The sequence below is a fragment of the Pseudomonas sp. WS 5412 genome (assembly GCF_012985615.1).
Taxonomy (GTDB): Bacteria; Pseudomonadota; Gammaproteobacteria; order Pseudomonadales; family Pseudomonadaceae; genus Aquipseudomonas; species Aquipseudomonas shahriarae.
On record NZ_JAARMB010000002.1, the window covers coordinates 1 to 24,431 of the forward strand.

At 61.0% G+C, this 24,431-nt stretch carries 11 protein-coding genes; 4 read left to right on the top strand and 7 right to left on the bottom strand.

All coding sequences use genetic code 11. The annotated features are described in order from the left end of the window. Positions 1 to 501 precede the first annotated feature (501 nt). A complete protein-coding gene (gene nfuA / locus HBR94_RS03025) occupies positions 502 to 1,086 on the bottom strand; it encodes a Fe-S biogenesis protein NfuA (protein ID WP_057436766.1) in 585 nt (194 codons plus the stop codon). A gap of 86 nt (positions 1,087 to 1,172) precedes the next feature. Then, positions 1,173 to 3,464, bottom strand: coding sequence for a fatty acid cis/trans isomerase (locus HBR94_RS03030; protein WP_170044125.1), 2,292 nt, complete (start codon positions 3,462 to 3,464; stop codon positions 1,173 to 1,175). A 165-nt stretch (positions 3,465 to 3,629) separates the two neighbouring features. Here HBR94_RS03030 and metH point away from each other — a divergent pair, with 165 nt between their 5' ends. Next, the gene (gene metH / locus HBR94_RS03035) at positions 3,630 to 7,340 is read left to right on the top strand and encodes a methionine synthase (RefSeq protein ID WP_169960694.1); all 3,711 of its coding nucleotides are present in this window, start codon (positions 3,630 to 3,632) and stop codon (positions 7,338 to 7,340) included. A gap of 50 nt (positions 7,341 to 7,390) precedes the next feature. Here the strand turns inward: metH and HBR94_RS03040 are convergent, their stop codons facing one another. Then, positions 7,391 to 14,503: an NEL-type E3 ubiquitin ligase domain-containing protein gene (locus HBR94_RS03040; protein ID WP_170044126.1), complete on the bottom strand. Its 7,113-nt coding sequence runs from the start codon at positions 14,501 to 14,503 to the stop codon at positions 7,391 to 7,393. 136 nt (positions 14,504 to 14,639) lie between these two features. Here HBR94_RS03040 and HBR94_RS03045 point away from each other — a divergent pair, with 136 nt between their 5' ends. Continuing rightward, positions 14,640 to 14,855 carry a DUF2970 domain-containing protein gene (locus HBR94_RS03045; protein WP_057436772.1) on the top strand — a complete coding sequence of 72 codons (216 nt, stop codon included), beginning with the start codon at positions 14,640 to 14,642 and terminating at the stop codon, positions 14,853 to 14,855. 6 nt (positions 14,856 to 14,861) lie between these two features. Here HBR94_RS03045 and HBR94_RS03050 read toward each other — a convergent pair whose 3' ends face one another. Next, positions 14,862 to 15,941 carry an ABC transporter substrate-binding protein gene (locus HBR94_RS03050; RefSeq protein ID WP_170044127.1) on the bottom strand — a complete coding sequence of 360 codons (1,080 nt, stop codon included), beginning with the start codon at positions 15,939 to 15,941 and terminating at the stop codon, positions 14,862 to 14,864. 452 nt (positions 15,942 to 16,393) lie between these two features. On the opposite strand from HBR94_RS03050, the gene HBR94_RS03055 reads away from it, so the two are divergent. Continuing rightward, positions 16,394 to 18,052, top strand: a complete 1,659-nt coding sequence (locus HBR94_RS03055) for a nitrite/sulfite reductase (protein WP_170044128.1) — start codon at positions 16,394 to 16,396, stop codon at positions 18,050 to 18,052. Beyond that, positions 18,036 to 18,530, top strand: a complete 495-nt coding sequence (locus tag HBR94_RS03060; protein WP_029291397.1) for a DUF934 domain-containing protein — start codon at positions 18,036 to 18,038, stop codon at positions 18,528 to 18,530. Before HBR94_RS03055 ends, HBR94_RS03060 begins: the two co-directional genes overlap by 17 nt. 92 nt (positions 18,531 to 18,622) lie before the next feature. Here HBR94_RS03060 and HBR94_RS03065 read toward each other — a convergent pair whose 3' ends face one another. The 3 genes from HBR94_RS03065 to HBR94_RS03075 form a co-directional block, all read right to left on the bottom strand. Further along, positions 18,623 to 22,039 (bottom strand): beta-ketoacyl synthase N-terminal-like domain-containing protein, encoded by a 3,417-nt coding sequence (locus HBR94_RS03065; RefSeq protein ID WP_170044129.1) that lies wholly within the window; start codon positions 22,037 to 22,039, stop codon positions 18,623 to 18,625. 41 nt (positions 22,040 to 22,080) lie between these two features. Further along, a complete protein-coding gene (locus tag HBR94_RS03070) occupies positions 22,081 to 22,938 on the bottom strand; it encodes a polyketide synthase (RefSeq protein ID WP_170044130.1) in 858 nt (285 codons plus the stop codon). Positions 22,939 to 23,037: 99 nt separating this feature from the next. Next, positions 23,038 to 24,408 (bottom strand): FAD-dependent monooxygenase, encoded by a 1,371-nt coding sequence (locus HBR94_RS03075; protein ID WP_170044131.1) that lies wholly within the window; start codon positions 24,406 to 24,408, stop codon positions 23,038 to 23,040. Between the last annotated feature and the right edge of the window lie 23 nt (positions 24,409 to 24,431).

Genomic DNA, 24,431 nt, shown 5'->3' on the forward strand with positions numbered 1-24,431 from the left:
CGCGCACGCTTCGACGATCAGGTCGGCTGTCAGGCCGCCTCGCTTTGCTTGTGATTTTGATCTGAGGCGCCCCGTTAAACCACGCTGGCCGTCATCCGATATTGATTTGGGGGGTAACCCGGCAGGACGCCGGGTTAGCCGCGCTGGGCCATGGATGGCCCATCGCGGCGGCCCCCCAAATCAATGTCGGATGACGGGCACACCGAGCCTAGGCGAGGTGCCGAGTGGTGGGGCAAGAGCCCTTTTGGTTACTTTTGGGGCTCTTTTCCAAAAGTGACCCGCTGTAAGAGCGGAACTAATAGCCGCCGTAACCGCAGCAACGGATATGTACACACACCCAACAAGCACTAGATAAAAGAGATGCGTAGATACCTACGACTATCGCATGCAAGCCAGCCCCAACAGTTCATCTTATTTATTAAATAGATCGCATAAATCACTAATTTTAAAGCATAAAAAAACGGCGCTCACGGACGCCGTTTTTTGTTTGCAGCGAACACCTTAATAGTAGGCGTTTTCTTTCTGCGTATGGTCAGTCACGTCACGTACGCCCTTGAGCTCGGGAATCCGCTCCAGCAACGTACGCTCGATACCTTCACGCAAGGTCACATCAGCCTGCCCACAGCCCTGGCAGCCGCCACCGAACTTGAGCACGGCGATACCGTCGTCCACCACGTCGATCAGGCTGACCTGGCCGCCATGGCTGGCCAGGCCCGGATTGATCTCGGTCTGCAGGTAGTAGTTGATACGCTCGTTGATCGGGCTATCGGCATTGACGTTCGGCACCTTGGCGTTGGGCGCCTTGATGGTCAGTTGGCCACCCATGCGGTCAGTGGCGTAGTCGACCACGGCATCGTCAAGGAAGGCTTCGCTGAAGGCGTCGATATACGCGGTGAAGCTCTTGAGCCCCAGGGCGGTGTCTTCAGGCTTTTCTTCGCCCGGCTTGCAGTAGGCAATACACGTCTCGGCGTACTGGGTGCCAGGCTGGGTGATAAAGACGCGGATGCCGATACCCGGGGTGTTCTGCTTGGACAGCAGATCAGCCAGGTAATCGTGGGCGGCGTCGGTAATGGTTATGGCAGTCATGGGAACTCCTCACAGGCTTGCCGGCAGTTTACGCCAATCGCCGCGACGGTACAAAGTCCTAGTATTTTTGTCAGGCAAATCCACACCTACAGGTTCTCGTAGCGATTCATATCCAGCACACCCTCTTCCACCGGAGTGGTTTCGCGAATGTACTGCGATAAATCGTGGAAGTACTCCCAGAACTGCGGGTGGCTGCGGCGAATGCCCCAGCGTTCGACAATCCGTTCAAAGCGCTTGGCGTCCCTGGCCAGTTCCATGTCCTCGACAAACTCGGGCACATCCTCGGCCGGCACATTGAAGATGAAGTTGGGGTAGCTGCTGAGCACGCCCGGATAGATCGTCAGGGTATCCAGGCCCGGTTGATAGCGATAAGCCTCGCCGAGCATAAAGGCCACGTTGCTGTGGGCGCGGTTGCGCAGCAGGCTGTAGACCTCGCGTTTGCCGCTCGGAGTCTGGATGCGCAGCAAGGTGGCTTCCGGCAACTGCTCGATCACCTTGAGCCCGGCCGCCGGCCTTGAGGTCAGGCGGCTGAGGGTTTGTTCGACGTCGCGCAGTTGCGGGTCGATACCCAGACGTGAGCAGTAGGCACTGATGCAACGGTTGATCGGGTCCGGGCTGGCGTTCAAGGCGGCATAACGGGCCAGCAACTGGTTGGCAAAGTCGCGTTTCGGGTCCTGCGGGTCCAGCTTCAGGCCGCTGGGCTTGTCATTGTCGATGGCTTCATAGTCCAGCCACAGCTTGACCTTACCGCTGTTCTGGTACCAGTCGTCGAGCAAGCCATCGCGCGAATCCGCCGGCATCAGGCGCAGGAAGTTCTGCTCGGCGCCATTGCGGATCAGGTCGAAATACAAACGGGTCTGGGCCTGGTGCGAGACATTGCCGAACACGTCGAAATTCACCGCCAACTGATAATAGGTGCGCTCCAGCAGCGGGTAGTCGAACAGCCACATCGTCTGCGGGACTTCGCCAATCAGTCCCTTGTTCACCGAAGCACTGTCGAAGTGGCGGAAGATGCTCAGCAACGCGTTGTCATTGCCCTGCCACAGGCTCGACCAGCCCGGCGCCGGCAAATCAGCGTAGTTGTCGCGGCGCAGGGCCTCGTATTCATTGCGTTTGTCACGGTAGGCCAGCCACAGGCTCAACACACTGCCCACGTCATCGTTCTGCCCCGGCATCGCCAGCAGCGGCGTGGCCTGGCCGCGATAGCGGGCATCGGTGATGTACAGGTCATGGTCCGGGTCCTGGAACAGGGTCCAGAAGTTGTCGCGGATTACGTCCGTGGCAATCTGCCCACGGCACACCGGCCCACGAATAAACGTGCGCACGAAGTATTCGGCGTTATCCAGCATGAACTGGTAGCGCGCCTTGACCGGGATCGCCTCGAACGTTTCAAACGGGTTGGCCCGACGGCCAGGGCCGTAGCCCGGCAGCGCCGTGGCTTGCCAGTCGCCACTGTAGAACAGCGACTTGACCCGCTCCATCTTCGCCGCGCTGAAGGGGTAGGTAATGTGGGTCTTGTGCACGATCACCCCTTGCACCGGCCACAGGCGGTAGTACACGCGGGTGCCAGGGTCGTCATTCGGGCGACGGGTGTTGATCAGGTCGATGGGCTGGCCGCTGGGCGTACGCGAGCGGACCCACTGGAAAAAATGCCCCGGCTCACCGCCCTCGAAATAGATATGAGCGAGGAACAGGTGCTCGAACAACCAGCGCGCCACCAGGCTTTCCCGGGCGCCGGGCTGGTTCAGCAGGTTTTCCCATTGCTGTACCTGCAAGGCTTCCTGGGCACTCGGCGCCAGGCCCTGCTCATCAATAGGCGCACCGGACGCCAGCCAACGCTGCAGGGTCTGGTATTGCTGATCGGTCAGGCCGGTGACGGCCAACGGCATGCCTTCCTTGGGGTGCGCGCCGGCGTAGGCGTCGAACTCCCCCGGCAATGGGCACATATTCTCGCGGTTCAGGCCCAGCACAATCTCTTCGGGCAGCTTGGCATTGGGCGCCAATGGGGTTTTATGACCCAGCTCCAGCATGCGCGCCATCAGCGCCGCCTGGGTGCCCTGGGCATCCAGCACCGAGGCAAAACCGTGGCGCTGCCAGGCGGCCTTGCCAAAGGCGTCATAAAACAGCCGGGTCGGCTGCGACGCCTGGCTGCGCTCGCCGTCATACACCGGCAGCTTGCTCGCGCCGCGTGCCGCACCTTCGCCACTGCCCAGGTTGAGCTGACAGGCGGAGTCGTAGCAGGCATGGCAGGCCACGCATTTCTCGGTGAAGATCGGTTGAATATCGCGGGTATAGGAAAGCGCCGGGGCGGGTCCGTTGGCCTGCGCGAGGCAGGCGACCAACGCCAAGGCGGCGCCGGTGATGAGGCGAAGTGACATGTATCCGGTCCCGAGTCGATGCGAGCGCTGAAAAATTGCCGCGATTCTACCGATGTCGAGGCGCCCTCAACATGAGCGATATTCATGCAAAACCCAGGCATGCTCTAAAAGCGCACAGGTTTGCTATGATCCACGCCCTCCGTAATGCCTGATTAGAGTAGTCCCATGTCCGATCGTAGCACTCGCCTGCAAGCCCTCCACCAAGCCCTCAAGGAACGCATCCTGATCCTCGATGGCGGCATGGGCACGATGATCCAGAGCTACAAGCTGGAGGAAGAGGACTACCGTGGCAAACGCTTCGCCGACTGGCCCAGCGACGTCAAGGGTAACAACGACCTGTTGATCCTGAGCCGCCCGGACGTGATCGGCGGGATCGAGAAAGCGTACCTGGATGCCGGTGCCGACATCCTCGAGACCAACACCTTCAACGCCACCCAAGTGTCCCAGGCCGACTACGGCATGGAGGCGCTGGCCTACGAGCTGAACCTGGAAGGCGCACGCCTGGCCCGCCGGGTCGCCGACGCCAAGACCCTGGAAACCCCGGACAAACCGCGCTTTGTCGCGGGCGTGCTGGGCCCGACCAGCCGCACCTGCTCGCTGTCGCCCGACGTGAACAACCCCGGCTACCGCAACGTCACCTTCGATGAACTGGTGGAGAACTACACCGAGGCCACCAAAGGCCTGATCGAAGGCGGTGCGGACATGATCCTCATCGAAACCATCTTCGACACCCTCAACGCCAAGGCCGCGATCTTTGCCGTGCAAGGCGTTTACGAAGAACTGGGTGTCGAACTGCCGATCATGATTTCCGGGACCATCACCGACGCCTCCGGCCGCACGCTGTCGGGCCAGACCACCGAGGCGTTCTGGAACTCCATCAGCCACGCCAAGCCGATTTCCGTGGGCTTGAACTGCGCCCTGGGCGCCAGCGAGTTGCGGCCGTACCTGGAAGAACTGTCGAACAAGGCCGACACCTACGTGTCCGCCCACCCCAACGCCGGCCTGCCCAACGAGTTCGGCGAGTACGACGAGCTGCCAGCGCAAACCGCCAAGGTCATCGAAGAATTCGCCCAGAGCGGCTTCCTCAATATCGTCGGCGGCTGCTGCGGCACCACGCCGGGCCATATCGAGGCCATCGCCAAGGCCGTGGCCGGCTACGCGCCGCGCCAAATCCCGGACATTCCCAAGGCCTGCCGCCTGTCGGGCCTGGAGCCTTTCACCATTGATCGCCAGTCGTTGTTCGTCAACGTCGGCGAACGTACGAACATCACCGGTTCCGCCAAATTCGCTCGGCTGATCCGCGAGGACAACTACACCGAAGCCCTGGAAGTCGCCCTGCAGCAGGTGGAAGCCGGCGCCCAGGTGATCGACATCAACATGGACGAGGGCATGCTCGATTCGAAGAAGGCCATGGTGACCTTCCTCAATCTGATTGCCGGCGAGCCGGACATCTCCCGTGTACCGATCATGATCGACTCCTCCAAGTGGGAAGTGATCGAGGCCGGCCTCAAATGCATCCAGGGCAAGGGCATCGTCAACTCCATCAGCATGAAGGAAGGTGTCGAGCAGTTCATTCATCACGCCAAACTGTGCAAGCGCTACGGCGCGGCGGTGGTGGTGATGGCGTTCGATGAAGCCGGCCAGGCCGACACCGAGGCGCGCAAGAAAGAGATCTGCAAGCGCTCCTACGACATTCTGGTCAATGAAGTGGGCTTCCCGCCGCAAGACATCATCTTCGACCCGAACATCTTCGCCGTGGCCACCGGTATCGAAGAGCACAACAACTATGCCGTCGACTTTATCAACGCCTGTGCCTATATCCGCGATGAACTGCCGTATGCGCTGACCTCCGGTGGCGTGTCCAACGTGTCGTTCTCGTTCCGCGGCAACAACCCGGTGCGCGAGGCGATCCACTCAGTGTTCCTGCTGTATGCGATCCGCAACGGCCTGACCATGGGTATCGTCAACGCCGGCCAACTGGAGATCTACGACCAGATCCCGGCCGAGCTGCGCGACGCCGTGGAAGACGTGGTACTCAACCGCACCCCGGAAGGCACCGACGCCCTCCTCGCCATCGCCGACAAGTACAAGGGCGACGGCAGCGTCAAGGAAGCCGAGACCGAGGAATGGCGTGGCTGGGAAGTCAACAAGCGCCTGGAGCATGCACTGGTCAAGGGCATCACCACCCATATCGTTGAAGACACCGAGGAATCCCGGCAGTCGTTCGCGCGCCCGATCGAGGTGATCGAAGGCCCGTTGATGTCCGGCATGAACATCGTCGGTGACCTGTTTGGTGCCGGTAAAATGTTCCTGCCCCAGGTGGTGAAATCCGCGCGGGTAATGAAGCAGGCCGTCGCCCACTTGATCCCCTTCATCGAGCTGGAAAAGGGCGACAAGCCGGAAGCCAAGGGCAAGATCCTCATGGCCACGGTCAAGGGTGACGTACACGACATCGGCAAAAATATTGTCGGCGTGGTGCTCGGTTGCAACGGCTACGACATTGTCGACCTGGGCGTGATGGTCCCGGCCGAGAAGATCCTGCAGGTGGCCAAGGAGCAGAAGTGCGACATCATCGGCCTGTCCGGGCTGATCACACCGTCCCTGGATGAAATGGTGCACGTGGCCCGCGAGATGCAGCGCCAGGACTTCCACCTGCCACTGATGATCGGTGGTGCCACCACCTCCAAGGCGCACACGGCGGTGAAGATCGAGCCCAAGTACAGCAACGATGCGGTGATCTACGTGACCGACGCCTCACGCGCGGTGGGCGTGGCCACCCAGTTGCTGTCCAAGGAGCTGAAGGCCGGGTTTGTCGAGAAGACCCGCCTGGAATACATCGACGTGCGTGAGCGCACCTCTAACCGCAGCGCCCGCACCGAGCGCCTGAGCTACGCGGCGGCCATCGCCAAGAAGCCGCAGTTCGACTGGAGCACCTACACCCCGGTCAAACCGACGTTTACCGGGGCCAAGGTGCTGGACAATATCGACCTCAAGGTGCTGGCCGAGTACATCGACTGGACGCCGTTCTTTATCTCCTGGGACCTGGCCGGCAAGTTTCCGCGCATCCTCACCGATGAGGTGGTGGGTGAAGCGGCCACCGCGCTGTACGCCGACGCCCAGGAAATGCTCAACAAGCTGATCGACGAAAAACTCATCAGCGCCCGCGCCGTGTTCGGTTTCTGGCCGACCAACCAGGTGCAGGAGGATGACCTGGAAGTCTACGGCGACGACGGCCAGCCGATTGCCAAACTGCATCACCTGCGCCAGCAGATCATCAAGACCGACGGCAAGCCGAACTTCTCCCTGGCCGACTTTGTTGCGCCCAAGGACAGCGGCGTAACCGACTACATCGGTGGTTTTATCACCACCGCCGGCATCGGCGCCGAGGAAGTGGCCAAGGCTTACCAGGATGCGGGCGACGACTACAACTCGATCATGGTCAAGGCCCTGGCCGACCGCCTGGCCGAAGCCTGCGCCGAATGGCTGCACCAGCAAGTGCGTAAAGACTACTGGGGCTATGCCAAGGATGAAGAGCTGGACAACGAGGCGCTGATCAAGGAGCAGTACAGCGGTATCCGCCCTGCCCCCGGCTACCCGGCGTGCCCGGATCACACCGAGAAGGCCCAGTTGTTCCAACTGCTCGACCCCGAGGCCCGCGAGATGCATGCGGGCCGCAGCGGCGTGTTCCTCACCGAGCACTACGCGATGTTCCCGGCCGCAGCGGTCAGCGGCTGGTACTTCGCCCATCCACAGGCGCAGTACTTTGCTGTAGGCAAGATCGACAAGGACCAGGTGACCAGCTACACCGCACGCAAAGACCAGGATCTGGCCGTGACCGAACGCTGGCTGGCGCCGAACCTGGGTTACGACAACTAGGGGCGATTGCCAGGCACTCTGTTCGGGTGCCTGGCACACCGCTGGCAGCCTTACAGATTCAGCTCGGCTCGTTCCTGCCGGGTCAGGCGGATCGCCAGCGCCCTGCGCTGCTCCTTGATCCAGGCACCCAATGCCGCGTATTCACGCAAGTAGTCGGCACCGCTCTCGGGGTAGCGCTCATCCAGGCGATCGGTCTGGTGTTCCAGCTCGCGCGCCAGGGCCGCAAAATCCGTGGCGTACTTTTTCTTCAGGTAATTGCGCCAATACTCAAGGCCCACCAGCTTTTCTTCAAAGCCCGGCGTGCTCTCGCCCTCCAGGACAGTGGCGTATGCCCGGTCGAGGTCGGCCTGGGTCACTTCCGATAACTCGCTATACAGCATGCCGGAGGGCTGCCGGGGCAGGTCCAGGCGCTCGGCAAGGCCAATGCGCAGGGCTAAACGAATTTCCGCCGGGTCAATATCCTCATGGGCCTTGATGATGTCCTCGGCGATGCCTTCAACCGCCTCCAGGCGAAGCATGCCACGGGCGAAACTCAACAGGGCGGCGCCATCCTGACCAGCCTCGGCCAATCTCAACGCAGCGAACTCCTGCACGCGGGTTTCAAACGCGTTGAACATCAGGATTCTGCCATCCCCACAGGTCACCTCGGGCATCAACGCCGTCGCCCGGGCGAACACGTCCCGCCGCATGGCCGGGTTGCCGCCAATGGCCTCCAACACCGCCCATACGCGCTGGGTCAGATCGCCTGGCGCCTCAAGGAAGTCCTCGGTATTGCGCAGTTGCGACAGGGTGAAGAAGAAATCGTGGCTCCCCGGCTGTGCGTTGAGGTCGTCCCAGATCCGGTGCCTTGGCGAATCGGGCAAGACATCAGCAAACCAGCGCGCCTTCTGGATCTGCGGCGTTTCGATATCCGGATGATCCAGCGAGTAGTCAGGCGAGTCAAAAGCCCCCCGCTCATCGCGCTCCCGGTATCCCTGGATCATTTCCTCAAGCTGCTCGGCGGAAAACCCCAAGCCATTGCCGGTCTGCGCCAGATACCCCTGCAAACGCTCACAGCTTTCCTGCTCAAGGCGGTTTCCCGAGAGGTCAGTCCCCGCCATCAAGGCGCGGTGTTGCGGCTCAAAGGCTGTATCTGGCAGGGTCTCGATCCAGTTGTCGTGCAGGTCCAGGGTACGCAGGCGCCCAAGCTCAAGCACTGTCATGGGCCACTCGTCCAACAGGTTGGTATGCAGGTACAACGTTTCGAGCCTGGACACGCCAGCGAGGTCCAATTCGCTCAAGACGTTCTCGCCCAGGTTCAGCCATTCCAGCGCCTGCAGGCGCGCCAGGTGCCCCTGAAGCTGGGAGGCGTTTTGTAGTTCATTTCTGCTGAGGTCCAAGCGTCTCAACCCGTGAAACTCTGCGAGGGCATCGGGCAAGGCTCGCAGGCCGTTGTCACTGAGGGTCAACGTACGCACGTGGCTGAAGGCCCGCAGGAACTCGTTGGAACCCTGGGCCGTGAGCCTGACGCGACTCAGGTTCAGTTCGGTGACGTGAGCGAAATACTTGGGCAACTTCGGCAGGTCGCCCAACAGCAGGCCGGACAAATCCAGCAGGCTGGCGCTATTCACTTCAGGCAGGCCGGGCGTGGCACGTAGGGTGTGACGCCAGCTTTCCAGCACACGGTCCGCTGCGCGACGACGATCCAATACACTGACCCAACCGCCATCAAGGTAGCCATGGACATCTATCCATTCATTGAGCAGTTGCACCCACTGGCTGTACTGCCCTTCCCACTCATCGAGGCGTGCCTGGATCTGCCCGGAGTCGAGGCCGCTGGCTTGCAGCTCGGCTAGCCGTGCCGCCGCCTGCAACTCGTCCAGCGCCGGGACCAGGCGTTGCATGCGGGCTGCGGGAGCCAGTGCAGCCGAGGCAAGTGCCGTGGGGAGTGCCACGAGCAAGTCGGGGCGGCGCAAGACATTCTCGGAAAAATACTCAGGCTCCCCCCCGGTCAGGCCTTGGGCAAGCAACTCACGGGGTATGCCCAACGGGTTTTCCAGGGCAGCGGATGGGTGTTCAATCGCGTAGCGTCGCGCAAACGTCCGCGCATCGGTACGCGCCGTCACGCTGAGGCGACAACCGCGCAGATGGGTGTTGGAAAGCAAACTATCATGCCCGCTCAGCGCCGCTTCGGGGATTGCCGTTACGGCGCTGTGGCTCAGATCCAGGCGTTGCAACGACGACAACTCAAGCACACCCTGGGGCCATTCGCTGATTGCGCTGTGACTCAGGTCCAACGTACGCAAGTCGTGGAAGCCGCTGACATCCAGGCGGCTGATCGGGTTGTACTGCAGGCGCAATGATAAAAGGCCGGTCAACCTGCTCAAACGCGCTTGGATCGCCGGGTTGATCACCAGCCAATTGTGAGACAGGTCGAGGTGGCGCAGGGACGAATGGGTAAGCAGTACCGCAGGCGGCTCGGTCAGGTTGTTGCGGGCCAGGCTCAATGTTTCGACCTGGGGAAACTGGTCGAGCCAGGCATTGATGCCTTCAAGGGAAACGCCGATATCCTCCAGGATCAAGCTGCGCACATGGGCAAACCCGTTGGCCGGCACCCGCGGTAAATCAATCAGGTTGGCGCCTGACAGGTCCAACACCGCCGCCCCGGCAGGAAGTGGCTCAGCCTCTGCTACCAGGCGTTGCTCCAGGCCTTCGCGCCAGCAATCCAGGAGTTTTTCAGAGGCTAGCTGACGATCCAACTCGACCCGGCCAGTACTTGAATCGCGATCCGACCATTGCTCCAGCTCATCGACCAATCTACGGTATTGCGCCTGCACCGCGTTGACACTCTCCAGACGTTGGCGGGCCCTCAGCCCCTGCGTTCTGAAGCTGAGCAACACCCTTTCGGCGAATGTCGGGTCCGCGCGTCGCAAGCGAGCCAAAGCTCCTTCGCAGTAGGCCTGCACCAGTCGCTGCTCATCGACCAGATGGGCCGGATTGTCATGCAGGTACTCAAAAACCCGCATGAAGTCTTCAGGCTCATACGCCGCCCAATTCATCTGCAACCCGCGCCACAACCGTTGATGCCCGACCAGCATCTCGGCCGGCACCGAACGCAACTGGGTCTGGGCAAGGTCGAGTAACTCCAGGTGCTCAAGTGCCAGGAGCCCTTGGGGCCAGGTTTCCAGGGTTCCGGACACGGTTAAGCGGCGCAGCGCCGTCAGCCCTTGGATATCCAGGGTTTCCAGTTTGCCGGCCAGGGACAATCGTTCAAGCGCAGTCATGCGATTGAGCGCCAGCAGCACTTCAGGCGAATAGGTCAGCAATGGCCCGGTGAGCGACAGCCGGGTGATGCCGGGCACGCTCGCCAGCCGTTCAGCCACCTGGCCAAGATTGTTGGGGCGCACGTAGAGCTCCAGATACTGCACATTGGGAAATGGCCGAAATAAATCGCTGGCTTGTTGGGCGAGCAATCTGGCCCCTGACAGGTGCAGGGATCGCACATGGGAAAAGTCGGCCTCCATCTGCGGTAACGCGTGCTCCCCACGCAGACTCAGGGTGGCATGGGCGCTGCGGTCTCGGTCATAGCCCTGGCGCCAGCATTCGATGACGTCCTCTACCGAACGCAAGCGCTGCGCATCTGCCCCCGCCCATTGCTCAAGGGTGTTGCGCAACCCCAACAACTCTCGCTGGCGATTGGCGAACAACCGCCAGATTTGCGGGTTGCTTTCACCGTCACGTCGGCGCGCCCAGATCAGCTCTTGCGCCTGGGTGTCGCTGATATTTGGATACGCCGTGCGAACCTGGGCGATCAGAGAGTCATCCGCTGCAAAAGGCCCGCCGCGCCCCGATAACTCATATCCCAGGCGCCCGCTGGGCAGGCGCAGCGCCGGCCGGGACCTGGGCCTGCGCAACTTTAAGATGTCATCGGCCATAACGTAGCGGTGGCGCCTGGCGTAGGCAGCCAACACCGGCTGCAAGTCCGCCCCATGAGAGGTCAGCGCCAGCGCTTGACGCGCCGCTTCGGGCAAGGCATCGACGATCGACGGGAATAGATTACGGCCCTGGGCCGGTGCGCTATTGAGCGGCTTGCCGGCTTGATCCTGGGCCTGGAAACGATTGCCGCGTTTGATCAGGTAGCGACGCGTGGCGGCGTGCGCCTCGCCAATGCTGTCGACCAAGGGCCCTTGAATGCTGTCTACACGCATCTCCAGGCGCAAGCCTGAAGGCCATCCGGGCAGGCGCTCCAGGGTATGCAAGGCGAGCCGGTCGCTGTCGGCGTTGGCGAGTCGGTCGCGGTGCAGGCCACTGATCGCTCGGCTCAAGCGCCCCTGGTGCAGGCTGCTGCGGGCCTGGTGATCCAGACGCTCGCTCAGCCGCGCGCTGTCTTGCAAGCGCCGCAGTTCCTGGGGGCTGGCGCTATTCAGGAGTTCCTCCCGGGCCCGCGCAGTTAGCGAGGGAAACCGGCGTTGCAGCGGCCCCCGGTCAACCACCGGGTCACCCTTGGCAGATAACCGAGCGTCGAACAGCGCTGACTGGCGGTGCAGGGCATGATCGGCCAGGCGCTCGTTGAACACCTGCTCCCTGGGCCGCCCCCTCCAACTGGACGCACTGCCCAGCAGGCCGGTGATTTCCTGTTCGCTCAGGCCATTCAACAGCACCTGAGCGAGCTTGCCGTGCTGTAAATCGGCCCGGCTGATTTTCAGGGTCGGCAACTCATCATCTGCCAAGGCATGGCTGCCATAGCGAATGGAGCGCCCCGCCGGTTCCCAACGTCCGCCTTTCCACTCATCGATCAGCGGCGCGCCAGGCTGCTCGCCGCGCTGCGGCGTGCCCAGCAGACGCCGGGCCTCCTCCTCGCCCAGCCCCGTCTGGCCCTGCGCGCGCGCCACGAAGGCTGCCTCCTCAAACACTTCCAATACCCGCCCTGGCGGCCAGCCGCCCATCTCCACCGCGAGGGGCAAGGCGTATTCGTGGCGGCTGTCCAGGCCGGCTCCACGGCGTAGCCGCCCGATCAGGTCGTCGACCTCCTGATCGACCCTGAATCGCTCCAGGGTGTCAGCCAGTCCTGCCGGCACCGGCAGGCCATCCATATGCACTTGGCGCAGCAGGTCGTCATCGACACCACTCACATCGCCGATCAGCCCCAAAGTCTCATCAGAGAACCCGTCGGTGATATGCCCCAGGCGCCGCAGCAGCGTCGGGCGGTCCCACGCCAAGGGCTGCTCATGACTATGGCGCCAGGCCCCTGCCCGGTTGTGCTCAAGGATCGGCTGATAGGCCATGGGGTCGTGCGGGTGTTTGATGCGCCATTTGTTGATCTGCGGATCGAAGGTTTTCTCGTAGAACGCGTTATCCATATGGATGTGGAGCTGCCCATCGACCTCATACTGCCCCAAGGCGTTGGGCTGGCGGCCTGACGCAAGGGTGAGGTGCTTCTTGTAGGGCGCCAGGTCGGGCCGCCATAAGCGCTTCCGGCCGTCCGGCAGCGTTACCGGCACCAGGCCTTCGATCACCGGCTCGGGCCTGAGTTGGCGCAGCGCCGAACCACCCGCCGCCATCAAGCCGATCAAGGCGAGGTTCTGCGCCAGGTCGATCAAGTGCGCACGGGCCGCCTGGCGGTCGCCCGCACTCCACTCCTGGGTTGCCTCAATCGCCCCCGTCAACAATTGCTCGACCATCACTGCCAGCATGAGCTCCCCCAACACGGGCACGAAGCCTGCCACAGCACCCAGGGCAAACATCTCGATGTTGAGCACCATGGCCAGTTTCTGTTTGCGCACCCGGGCATCGACCTGCGCGGTGGGCACGGCGCGGCTGGCCGCATCGGCGATGCACTTGTGCCGATGTTGCTCATACAGGTAGGTCCACAGATCGACTTTATGGCTGCCGAACGCCTGGCCTTTGAACGCCATGGCCTTGGGTGCCAAAAACGGATCCGGGTTTGGCACCTGGGGGGCCAAAGGCAGCGGCGGGAAATTCTTCAGCCTCAAAGGCGTCAGCTTACTGACCAGCTCATACAGTTGCCCGATGCCGGGAAAATTCGAGCCGATTTTCTCGCGCAAGGTGGCATCGGGCGCATCCTGGGTGAATTGCCTGAAGTAATAAGGGTGGTCGGCGGCCTCGACGAACTGACTGAAAAAGGCCTGATACGCGGTTGGCCCCTCGACCCGGGTGGTGGCCGCGCCAGGCGTGGTGAAGCGGCGCTGCAAAGTCCCCAGCAACTGTGCGTGATCCTTATAGCGCTTGAGCGGATGATACGGGTCCTGGGGCACATAGAGGATCGGCGAATCCAAATGCTCATCATCGAAGGCCAGAAACAACACACACCCCGTCATGCGTAATTTCATCAGGCCAAGGTCGCAGATCCACACCGGTTGCCCATCCATCTGCGGCGCGCGCTCGCCGTTGATCACCGACAGGATCATGGTGTAGTCGTCCTCGGTAATGTCCTGGCATAAGCGTGCCAGCTCGGCCGCAGCCCTCATTGCCGCCTTTTGACTGGCAATGAATTGCTGGTGCAGGGTGGTTTCGACCGAGGCAAAGAAATCGCTGATATAGGCCTGGTACTTTCCGCCCAGATCCAGGCTGCGGCACAGCTGCACAAACTCATGGACCTTGAGCCTGCCCAAGCGCACGGGCAGCAACGGCTCGTCAGGTGAGGAACCGGAAGACGACACGTGCCAGCGGAAACCGGACGAGGGGTGAAAGGCCCCCTCCTCGCATTCGGATTCCTCGAAGTTATGCAGCGCAGCCTGCAGTAGCTCCAGTTTCAAAAAGTCGTAGGTCCGCGCCGCTATCTTGAAGTCACTGACCAGCAGGGATTTTCTGAGGCTCAACCAGGTGTCGACGTGGGGGGCCAGTGTGACGTCATATTGCTCTTTAAGCGCATTGACCAGCAGCGGCCTGGCAAACGCGTCGATCCCCTGCAAGGCAGACAGGCTCTTGTCCACCGCCGTCTGCGTGGAAAAGCTTGCGGTAAAACAGGCATGCAACTGCTGGCGTTGCTCGGGGGTGGCGCGCCAATAGGCCGGCGGCAGTGACGTATCGGCGTGTTTGAGCGCCGCCCGTCGTGGGGCAGTGCTCTCGATCAGCCATTGCGGGGTGGCACCGATCAACAATTGTCGATGGATACTGAGGGTTGGCGGCTCAAGGCACGCGGGCGTTACGGGAGAGTCGGGCATGATGCAGCTCCAGGAAAAGGAGCTCCAGCACATCACGCAGGTCAGGCGCGACAGCGGTAACTACGTCTACCTATTCCCCCGGCCTTGGCTATCCTGTTGGGAGACATCATGTCACCCAGACCTCGCAGGAGGACTCATGGACGCACCGGACAATAAACCGCCGACCTTCTGGCAGATGCTTCACAGCGTGATGGCTGCCGCTTTTGGCGTGCAGAGCGGCAAGAACCGCGCGCGGGACTTCACCCATGGCAAGCCCAGCCATTTTGTGGTGCTGGGGATCCTGTTTACCGCCGTGTTTGCCCTGACCCTCTTTGCCATCGTCAAGCTGGTGCTGCACCTGGCCGGGGTCTAGGCGCGCTTACTTCCACAGCATCTTCAAGCTGAAGGGGTACTGGTAGGCCGCGGGCTTGCCCTGAGCCGACAGTGCGCGAAAATTCACCCCGTCGCCCTCGTGGTTACGCAGGTCCAGCAGGTGCTGGGCCTGTGGCCTGTCAATCAACTGAAATAACCTCACCTGACGCTCGCGCCCGCCATGGCGTTGAATGTCCACCCCACTGGCGTCGTCATGCAGCAGCACCATGGCCCAGCCACCGAGCGTAAAATGCCCGGCCACCAGCGCACTGATCCGCCCTTGCAAGCGCGCCTGCAACACCTCGGGGGAACTGTTGATCGCGCTGAACAACACCTCCTTGCCGGGCGTGCGCCCACTGCCACTCAAGGCCTGCATGGCGCCGAAGGCCATTTCATCATTGGCCGACCAGACCAGCGTGGCCTGCGGGTAGCGCTTGTACATCAGGGTTGCTTGCTCGAAGGCGCGCTGACGGCTCCATTCGCCATAAACCAACTGGCGCAGATGCACTTGCGGGTATTCGCCCAAGGCCCGCCGCAGGCCCTGCTCACGGGCCTGGGAAGTGGGGGTATTCTTGGCACCGGAAAATGCCAGCAATTGGAGGGTTTCGCCCGCCGGAACCGGGCCGTGCTGACGCAGCAGCTCCTTGAGCATCAGGTAGCCGCCCTCCTCGTCGTTGGCGGTGATGCTGCCGATCCAGTTGGGGTATTTGCCGGCATCCAGCAACTGCACCTGGTCCGGGGTCAGGGCATTGTTGACGATCAGTAACTTGACCGGGCTGCCCTGGGCCATCCGCAAAATCTGCGGGGCGATGTACTGCTCATTGACCACCACCAGGTAATCCGGGGAATTGGGGCCTTGCAGTGCTTCGCGGGCTTGTTGCAAGGTGTTCTGCCCGTTGCGCTCCGAATAGCGCACACGCAAATCCAGGCCGAGGTCCTTGGCTGCGGCCTGCATGAATTGCGAATAGCTGACCCAGAAGGTTTCAGTGGACAGGCCGGGGTTGAGAAACACCACCGACGTGGCATGAGCGATCGTCCCGAACGTCAGCCCCACCCACCACAAGCACCCACAGAGAACCTTCAACATTACTGCCCGCACCCTGGAAATTGACCGATCATAATAATGGCAATGAGCCTTTTGATCTTGGCTATTTGTCAGATAGTAGGACAGTTGCGTGGCGATCAGCGCTCCCTATTGATGGCTGACCCAGAACACGGCGGTGGCAACCACCAGGATAATCAGGAACAGAATCGCCCAGGCATCCACACTGCTGTCGGGTTTGCGGGCTTTGGTTGGATTGCTCATCGCATCGCCTCTTGTCGGTTTTATGGCTGATTGCATTAAGACTCGACCACAGTAAAGTCGATGATTGCCCGCATGACAAATGTGGGTATCGCAATAACCGTTCTCATTAGGCTATTTGGTTATGTGCATATACTAAAACATCACTTTTGCGCATAAACGCAAGCTGGTATCGTTCGGCGGCTCCGTTGGGAGTGCGCGGCCGTGCGCGCAGATTTGCCGAGAACAGGACCTATATGTACGTATACGACGAATACGATCAGCGCATCATCGAGGACCGCGTCAAGCAGTTCCGTGATCAGACCCGACGCTATCTGGCAGGTGAACTGAGCGAAGAAGAGTTCCGCCCTCTGCGCCTGCAAAATGGCCTTTATGTCCAGCGCTTTGCGCCGATGCTGCGGGTGGCCGTGCCTTACGGCCAACTGACTTCGCGCCAGACGCGCATGATGGCCAAGATCGCCCGTGACTTCGACAAGGGCTATGCCCATATCAGTACCCGCCAGAACGTGCAGTTCAACTGGCCGGCCCTGGAAGACGTGCCGGACATCCTGGCTGAATTGGCCACCGTGCAGATGCACGCCATTCAGACCAGCGGTAACTGCCTGCGCAACGTGACGACAGACCAGTTTGCCGGCGTGGCCGCCGATGAAGTGATCGACCCGCGCCCGTGGTGCGAGATCGTTCGGCAGTGGACTACGTTCCACCCAGAATTTGCCTACCTGCCGCGTAAATTCAAGATCGCCATCAATGGCTCGGCTTCCGACCGTGCCGCGATCGAAGTCCACGATATCGGCCTGGAGCCGGTGTACAACGCTGCCGGCGAACTGGGCTTCCGCGTCCTGGTGGGCGGCGGCCTGGGGCGTACCCCGGTGGTGGGCGCATTCATCAATGAATTCCTGCCCTGGCAAGACCTGTTGAGCTATCTCGACGCCATCCTGCGCGTGTACAACCGCTATGGCCGTCGGGACAACAAGTACAAGGCGCGCATCAAGATCCTGGTCAAGGCCCTCACCCCCGAGGTGTTTGCCCAGAAGGTCGACGCCGAGATGGAACACCTGCGCGGCGGCCAGACCACCCTGACCGATGCCGAAGTGCATCGCGTGGCCAAGCACTTTGTCGACCCGCACTACAAGGCCCTGGACAACCAGGACGCCGAACTGGCCGCACTCGACCAGCAGCACCCGGGCTTTGCCCGCTGGCGTACCCGCAACACCCTGGCGCACAAGCAGCCGGGCTATGTGGCCGTGACCCTGTCGCTCAAGCCGACTGGCGTAGCACCTGGCGATATCACCGACAAGCAGCTGGACGCCGTCGCTGACCTGGCCGAGCGCTACAGCTTCGGCCAACTGCGTACGTCCCACGAGCAAAACATCATCCTCGCGGACGTTGAGCAGAGCCAACTGTTCACCCTGTGGGGTGAGCTGCGCGAAGGCGGTTTCGCCACGCCGAACATTGGCCTGCTGACCGATATCATCTGCTGCCCGGGTGGCGACTTCTGCTCCCTGGCCAACGCCAAGTCAATTCCCATTGCCGAGTCGATCCAGCGCCGTTTCGACGACCTGGACTACCTGTTCGACATCGGCGAGCTGGACCTGAACATCTCCGGGTGCATGAACGCCTGTGGTCACCACCACGTCGGCCACATCGGCATCCTCGGGGTGGACAAGAAAGGCGAAGAATTCTACCAAGTGTCCCTGGGTGGCAGCGCCAGCCGCGATGCGAGCCTGGGCAAGATCCTCGGCCCATCCTTCGCCCAGGAAGCCATGCCCGAGGTGATCGGCAAGCTGATCGACGTTTATATCGAACAGCGCACCGAAGATGAGCGCTTCATCGACACCTACCAGCGCATTGGCATTGACCTGTTCAAGGAGCGCGTCTATGCAGCGAATCATTAAGAACAACGAAGTCGTCGACGAAACCTGGCACCTGTTGCCCAAGGACGCGACGTTCGATGGCATCTCCAACTGCGACGACCTGATCGTGCCACTGGCCCTGTGGCGCGAGCATGGTCATGCCCTCAAGGCCCGCGATGGCGGCCTGGGTGTGTGGCTGGACGCCGATGAAGAAGCCGAGGAAATCGGCGATGACGTGCAACACTTCCAGGTCATCGCCCTGAATTTCCCGGCCTTCACCGACGGGCGCAACTACTCCAACGCGCGCCTGCTGCGTGACCGCTACGGTTACAAGGGCGAACTGCGGGCGATTGGCGATGTGCTGCGCGACCAGTTGTTCTACCTGCATCGCTGCGGCTTCGATGCCTACGCCTTGCGCGCTGACAAAGACCCGTATGAAGCGCTGGAAAGTCTCAAGGACTTTTCGGTGACGTACCAGGCGGCTACGGATGAACCGCTGCCGCTGTTCCGTCGGCGCTAAGCGCCAGCCAATGAAAAAGCCCTGACCTGTCAGGGCTTTTTTGGTTTTACGCCGTGCGGACACGGCTTTGCCGGGGTTGAGGGCAAGCGCGGTTATGCGCCAGCGTGAGCCCGACTCAGCAATTGAGCGGTAATGACGGCTTGACCGATTTTTTCTCCCCGATTGAACAGATCAATACAGACCTGGTTGGTTTTGAATGACGGCTCAGGCGCCTCGAAGCTGCCTTGTGGCGCCAGTAGCAAGGGGCTGTTCGTCGGAATCGGTCGATCCAGCGTGAAACTCAAGGCCAGCAGGTTCATCGGGGTGCCCAGCGGGATGCGTCGGTGGGTGTGAGCAATCTGCATGAAGCACTGGCGCGCAACTTCAAGGAAATACACCATCGAGTAATGCTTGGGGCCGCCCTTGCGGAAAAAGTGCTCGTTGGCCGGTTGAAGGGTTTCGACGCTCAAGCCCCGAGCGACATCGCTCATGTCGCTGACCAGAACGTTTTCTTGTCTGTCCTTGTGCAGCAGAGCCTTGTCGCGGCAGGCGGTCGCAGTGAACGGGGCGGCGGGCAACGCCTCGTGTGCCGAGCTGTATGCAATGCCCAGGGTGCAGGTGCACATGAGCTTGCCGGCTTGCCGGACCTTCGCGCGAAATACCTGGAGGTCTTGGTCGTATGCCAGTTGCAGGTCAATTGCCCCTTCTTTTTGTACGTACCGCTGGAACTTGATCGTCAGGTCGTTGACATACGCGACCCGGCCACTGCGTGGAGGCATGGCGAGTTCGGTCAACTGCAATACCCCCTCGATCAATAGAATGCCGGGGACATGGTCCAGTGGGTGATCAAAAAAATAGGGGTGCGCTTCATTCACCAGCAATTGCGCGTGCAGTGACTGCGCACTGCGTTGAACATTGCTGATCACGATGTTTTCCGGGCTGCGCTGCCAGTGCTCGGCAGGCCGGGCGTGAGCGTCACGGCGCAGGGCGCAAAGCGCTTCGATGGCACGCACCCTGACACGCAGCGCCGAGAGCAGCGTCTCTGTCAGTTGATCGCTGCGTGCCAGCACGCCTGTCTCATCGTTTTGCAAATCAACCACAGGGCTGGCAGGACGGTCAGGCCCGATGAATGACTGCAACGCCTGAGGCTGCGGGTACGCGAAGCGCAATTCAAAGGGGCGCTTGATGGCTGGCGGGCATTCGGGGGCGGTGATCCCCCACTCCCGCAGTTTCTCGGTGAATAACCACATCACCGGCTTGCCGGCCTGGCGCACCTCGATCACCGAGTGAACCGACGCATTCATCATCACGGCCAACAGGGTTTCGACGCCGGTGGCTTCAGCCAGGCAACCGGTCATGGCTTGCCATGAACCGCCGACAGGGGCGGCCGCCGGCTGCAACTCACACACCTCAACATGCTGGACATCGCTTCGCGCCCGGCCCAGACGTGCGCACGCCGCTTCCAGGGAGGTGGCGACATGGCCCAAGACCGCTGCGCGGATCACCAGCACAGGTGTGTCACTGGTTTGCGCTCGATAGGGCCGCAAAGCGAACACCCCCATGCCCTCCCCCTGCAGGGTCGGTGACTGCCGAACGCGCTCGATTTCGGCTGGCGCACTGATGAAGCGCCCCGCACCGAGCAACAGCGTGGTGATGCCTTCCTTGAACCATTGTTGCGAGGCCAGCAGGGCGTGCCAGAACAGCCCAGGCGTGCCGACCAATGTCTGATGAAATCCCTTGAAGTCGAAAATTTTCGCCGGGTACCCCGACAACATGCTCGGCAAACTGGTTGCCACGTCCGCCGCATCCTGCTCGGGTGGCATGCCCTGTGCCCGGCCGAAGAAGTTGTGAATACGGCTATAGGCGTTACTGAAGTGCGCGCCGCCCAAGTTACAGCACATGACCATCGCGGTCTCGGGTGAGCCGGCTACCCCTGGCAGGCGGCGCAGTAAGTGATTGATGCGATCGGTGATCAACAGTTTGAACGGATCGACACTGGCCAGCAGTTTGGGGCCCATGCCGAAGCCATCGATATCAATGACGTGGTCCTGCGCCAGGAATCGCCCTGGCAACGGCTGAACCGAAGTGGCCGGGTAATCAACAAAGCGCCCGTGGGGAAAACCAACCAAGGGGGCCGCAGGCTGATCAAGTTGTTGCTTGAGTGAGTGTAACGAGAAGTGGCTGCCGATCGCCGCCTCCGCCTCGACAATGCCCAGGTCCAGTAGCAGCACGCCGGGGCTGACTCGGGAGGCCATGGGCTGGTTGCCGGGCAGGTATTGATCCACCACCAGGTGCGCGTTGGCACCGCCAAAACCAAAGCTGGAGATGCCGATGCGAATCGCCGACTGGCGATCAGCCAAGGGCTGTCCCTGCCCGCTCGCAAGTTGCAGGCAGGATTCATCGACCTTGGCGCTTGGCGAGTAGTCGGGCTGGGGTGGAATGGTTTTTTGAGCCAGTATCATCAACGTCTTGGCGAGCGAAGCACCTCCTGCGGCCGCCAAGGGATGCCCAATGACAGATTTGATCGAGCCTATGGGTAATTTTTTACCCTCGGTCCGATAGGCACCGAAGAAACTGTTCAGCGAGTCGAGTTCTGTCGCATCACCCAGCGGGGTGCCCGTGCCATGGGTCTCGATATAGTCCACCGCGCCGGGGTCCAGGCCGAGATAGGCGCGTTGGTACGCCGTATATTGGGCCTGTTTGCCGGGTGCAAACACTGAACCCTCTGCGCCATCGGCCGACAGCCCCAATGCGCGCAGTATGCCCAGGGGGCGGCGCTGCGCCTGCAGGGCTTGGGATACCGGCTCGACCAGGAAAGCCACCGCGCACTCACCCGGCACAATACCGTCCGCGTCGCGACCGAACGCCTGCATCCGGGCCCTGGGTGAAAACGCCGTCAACTGGGAAAACCCCAGGAAAAGTGGAAGCGGCAGTACCGTGTTCAACGCCATCACGATAGCGTTATCCGCCTGCCCGCTGTTGACCAGGGCCTGGGCCATGTTCAGCGCGTAAGGGAACGAACTGCAGGCGGTATCGACGGACAACGCCGGCCCTCCCAGCCCCAGCGTCAACGCCAGCTCCGCCACTTGTTCGCCGGGCGCATAGCCCTGTGGCGCACGGGCGTCAGTCGATGTGGGGGCAAGGAAAAAACTCTCGTCGCTCCAGGACGTCGCGACGACCAACGCCGTGCGCTCCCTGATCAACGCCGAACCTTGTGCAGTCAATTGGGCAAGGAGTGCCTGCAGCACTTTCCGGCCAATGGCGACCTGCCTTCCTTCATACCGTGAAGGGGTCGCTGCGCTATCAGACAGGCAATAGGCACTGTCCAGATAGGTGCGGTTTTTTTCCCCGACCGTGGCTGAATAGATCGACGCTTTATCCAGCTCCCAGCGTGGCAGCATCGAATTCAGAGGCGCGATCTGCCCTTGTGCCAGCAAGTGCCAAAGCGCATCCACTGAGGGCGCCCCAGGGAACTCGCCAGCCATGGCGCTGAAGCAAAAATCCCCCTCTGGTGTCACCGTGCTCTGCATGTCGTTTCCTCCTGATTGCCAAAATTGCAGCGGGGCGAGTCTCAGCTCAGCCTTTCCAAAAACCACAGCGTGTCCCGCGGCGTACGACATGACATCAACGCGTCACCGGCAAACTGGCTCGCAGAGCACTGCTGTGCCAGTGCTTGGCAAAATGCTTCGCGGGCAAAACCATTGAGTCCCAGCTCGGTGAAGGGCGTATCAATATCGAACGCTTTTGGCTCGCCCGGGATCAGCGGTACCAAGGCGTCGAACAGTTGTTGGCTGAAGGCCGGCTCAGCGCTCTGGGCCTCAGGCGTTTGCGCAGCACTTGCCGGCGTAGGGGGCGACTCGGGCGCGGCCAGAGCCGCTTTAATCAGTGCGATAGTGTGTTGCGGGCACTTGGCGTTGAGCAATTGAGTGCCGCTGGCTTTGAGTTCCGGCCACAGGTCGACGAGCGACTCGAGGAATTCCATCTGCACCAGGGAGTCCAGCCCCAGGCTTTCATAGGGTTGTTCCTGGTCGATCTGGTCTACGGTAAAACCGGTGATAATTGCCAGTTGTTCAAGCACCGAGGCTTCGACATCCACAGCTGGCAATTGCGCACTGCCTGGCTCATCAAGAGTGGCCGTTGCCAGTGCGGCTGAGTTCAAGTACGACGTTTCCAACTGTGCAAGCGTTGGATTAAGCGGTACTTCAACCCGACGGGAAAACGCGCCCTCAAGTACTTGTTTGTGAGCATTGAGATACTGCACCGTGACGGTTTCGGCCTGAGCCAGCAAACGCATCAATATTGATTCTTTCGCTGTATCCGAGTCGCCCAGCGAATCAATGATCCTCTCTGATAGAGAGAAATAACTCTGGACCATTTTTCCATTGGACACGATAAATTCCTGAACAACATCGCCAAGTTCAAGGCGCATGGAGACCTCCTAACCGAAGTTAAATTTGGTTATTTAAAAAAACTATCAGTTCATGGCCAACGCGGGCCTTGCGCAAACTAATGAACTGCGCACACAGGTTTAAATCGGCAGCACCGTTAAATCATTCTTGCTGGAAGTTGCTTTTTTGTTCACCTTGATCAGCCCGGATCGCACGTGCAGATACGTCATCAGCGTAGTTATATCCAGCCCCTGAAAAGCGATATAGCCGTCAGGACGAATCAGCATCAATGTGCCTGCCCGCGCGTGATAACGCTTGTGCAAGCGCCAGTCCGGGTCCAATAACGTCGAATGTTGAAACGGCGCCCCTGCACTGCCGAGGGCATCAATAACGCAGTAGGCCTTGATACCTGGGTAATCCGTCTGCACTGCATCAGCCAGTGCGTAATAACCCGGCAGTAAAGAGGAAAATTGATCGGCCGCACTGAAGACCAGTAACGTGAACGTTCCCTGGAACAGATCCATCAAGCGTCTTGGCGGCGTACCTGGGGGTTGCCATAACTCGATATCGGGAGCCAGTTGGCCGGCGCGAGGCGCTGCGGTCGGGAACCGCGACTTCCTGCCCTTTTTATTCCAATGCGCGCGCTGCTTGTTCGTCAGGGACTCTTGAATACCGGTACTTTTGCCGTAGCGGTAGTGATGAGCACAAATCATCGAGGCCAACGTGCGCTGGAGCGGGCGCCAGTCACCCAGCAGTGGCAGGATGTTATCCCGCAGCCAGACAAGCACTCGGTACACCATGCTCTCGGCTCGCAAGGTTGTCGGGAAGCACTCTTCGTTATAGCTCTGCAGCAATGCGGGGGCTGCCAGGCCCTGATCGACATAGGCGATTTTCCACGACAGGTTATAGGCCTCCCCCATCCCCAGGTTAATCGCCTGATCCGCCAGAGGGTGGCCGATAGGCGCCGAATCGCCTGCCAGGAACACGGCATCGTGCTGCAGTGCCTGCACACGACGCGGCTGGGACGTGGCAATGCGGCGATGAGCACCGTCGCAGGCGACCATCCAGCGAGCGCTCAAACGTTCGTCGCGGCCATCAGCATGATGCAGGAGCATCTGCACGGATTGCGGCTGGTTCTGCAGTTCGACCAGTTCGGTATTCCACTCAACACCCAGGCCCGATGCATCAAGACGCTCAAGCAGGATTTGCTCTAGCGTCGACGCTGGCAAGCTGAGTAAAAAAGGGTAACAGGCATCCAGATAGGAGAAGTTATCGTTCGGTACCCGTTTGCTGTTCGCCTGCAGCGAAAACTGCTTGAGCGTAAAACCGTTGCTGACAGCCTGTTCGGCAACCCCCAGGTGCCGGAGCATTTCCAGGGTTCTTGAATGCACGACCCGCGACGTGGTGGCGGTCGAAGGGCCGGCATTCTTGTCAATAAGGCGGAAAGAAACGCCCCATTTCTGCAGTAGGTTTGCCAGTAGCAGGCCAACAGGTCCGGCACCCACGATCATGACCGTCGTCGGCACAGCGCATG

What these genes read in the sequence shown, in the direction of transcription:
- nfuA (WP_057436766.1), bottom strand. Translation starts at nt 1,086, where the DNA reads ATGACTGCCATAACCATTACCGACGCCGCCCACGATTACCTGGCTGAT.
- HBR94_RS03030 (WP_170044125.1), bottom strand. Translation starts at nt 3,464, where the DNA reads ATGTCACTTCGCCTCATCACCGGCGCCGCCTTGGCGTTGGTCGCCTGC.
- metH (WP_169960694.1), top strand. Translation starts at nt 3,630, where the DNA reads ATGTCCGATCGTAGCACTCGCCTGCAAGCCCTCCACCAAGCCCTCAAG.
- HBR94_RS03040 (WP_170044126.1), bottom strand. Translation starts at nt 14,503, where the DNA reads ATGCCCGACTCTCCCGTAACGCCCGCGTGCCTTGAGCCGCCAACCCTC.
- HBR94_RS03045 (WP_057436772.1), top strand. Translation starts at nt 14,640, where the DNA reads ATGGACGCACCGGACAATAAACCGCCGACCTTCTGGCAGATGCTTCAC.
- HBR94_RS03050 (WP_170044127.1), bottom strand. Translation starts at nt 15,941, where the DNA reads ATGTTGAAGGTTCTCTGTGGGTGCTTGTGGTGGGTGGGGCTGACGTTC.
- HBR94_RS03055 (WP_170044128.1), top strand. Translation starts at nt 16,394, where the DNA reads ATGTACGTATACGACGAATACGATCAGCGCATCATCGAGGACCGCGTC.
- HBR94_RS03060 (WP_029291397.1), top strand. Translation starts at nt 18,036, where the DNA reads ATGCAGCGAATCATTAAGAACAACGAAGTCGTCGACGAAACCTGGCAC.
- HBR94_RS03065 (WP_170044129.1), bottom strand. Translation starts at nt 22,039, where the DNA reads ATGCAGAGCACGGTGACACCAGAGGGGGATTTTTGCTTCAGCGCCATG.
- HBR94_RS03070 (WP_170044130.1), bottom strand. Translation starts at nt 22,938, where the DNA reads ATGCGCCTTGAACTTGGCGATGTTGTTCAGGAATTTATCGTGTCCAAT.
- HBR94_RS03075 (WP_170044131.1), bottom strand. Translation starts at nt 24,408, where the DNA reads ATGATCGTGGGTGCCGGACCTGTTGGCCTGCTACTGGCAAACCTACTG.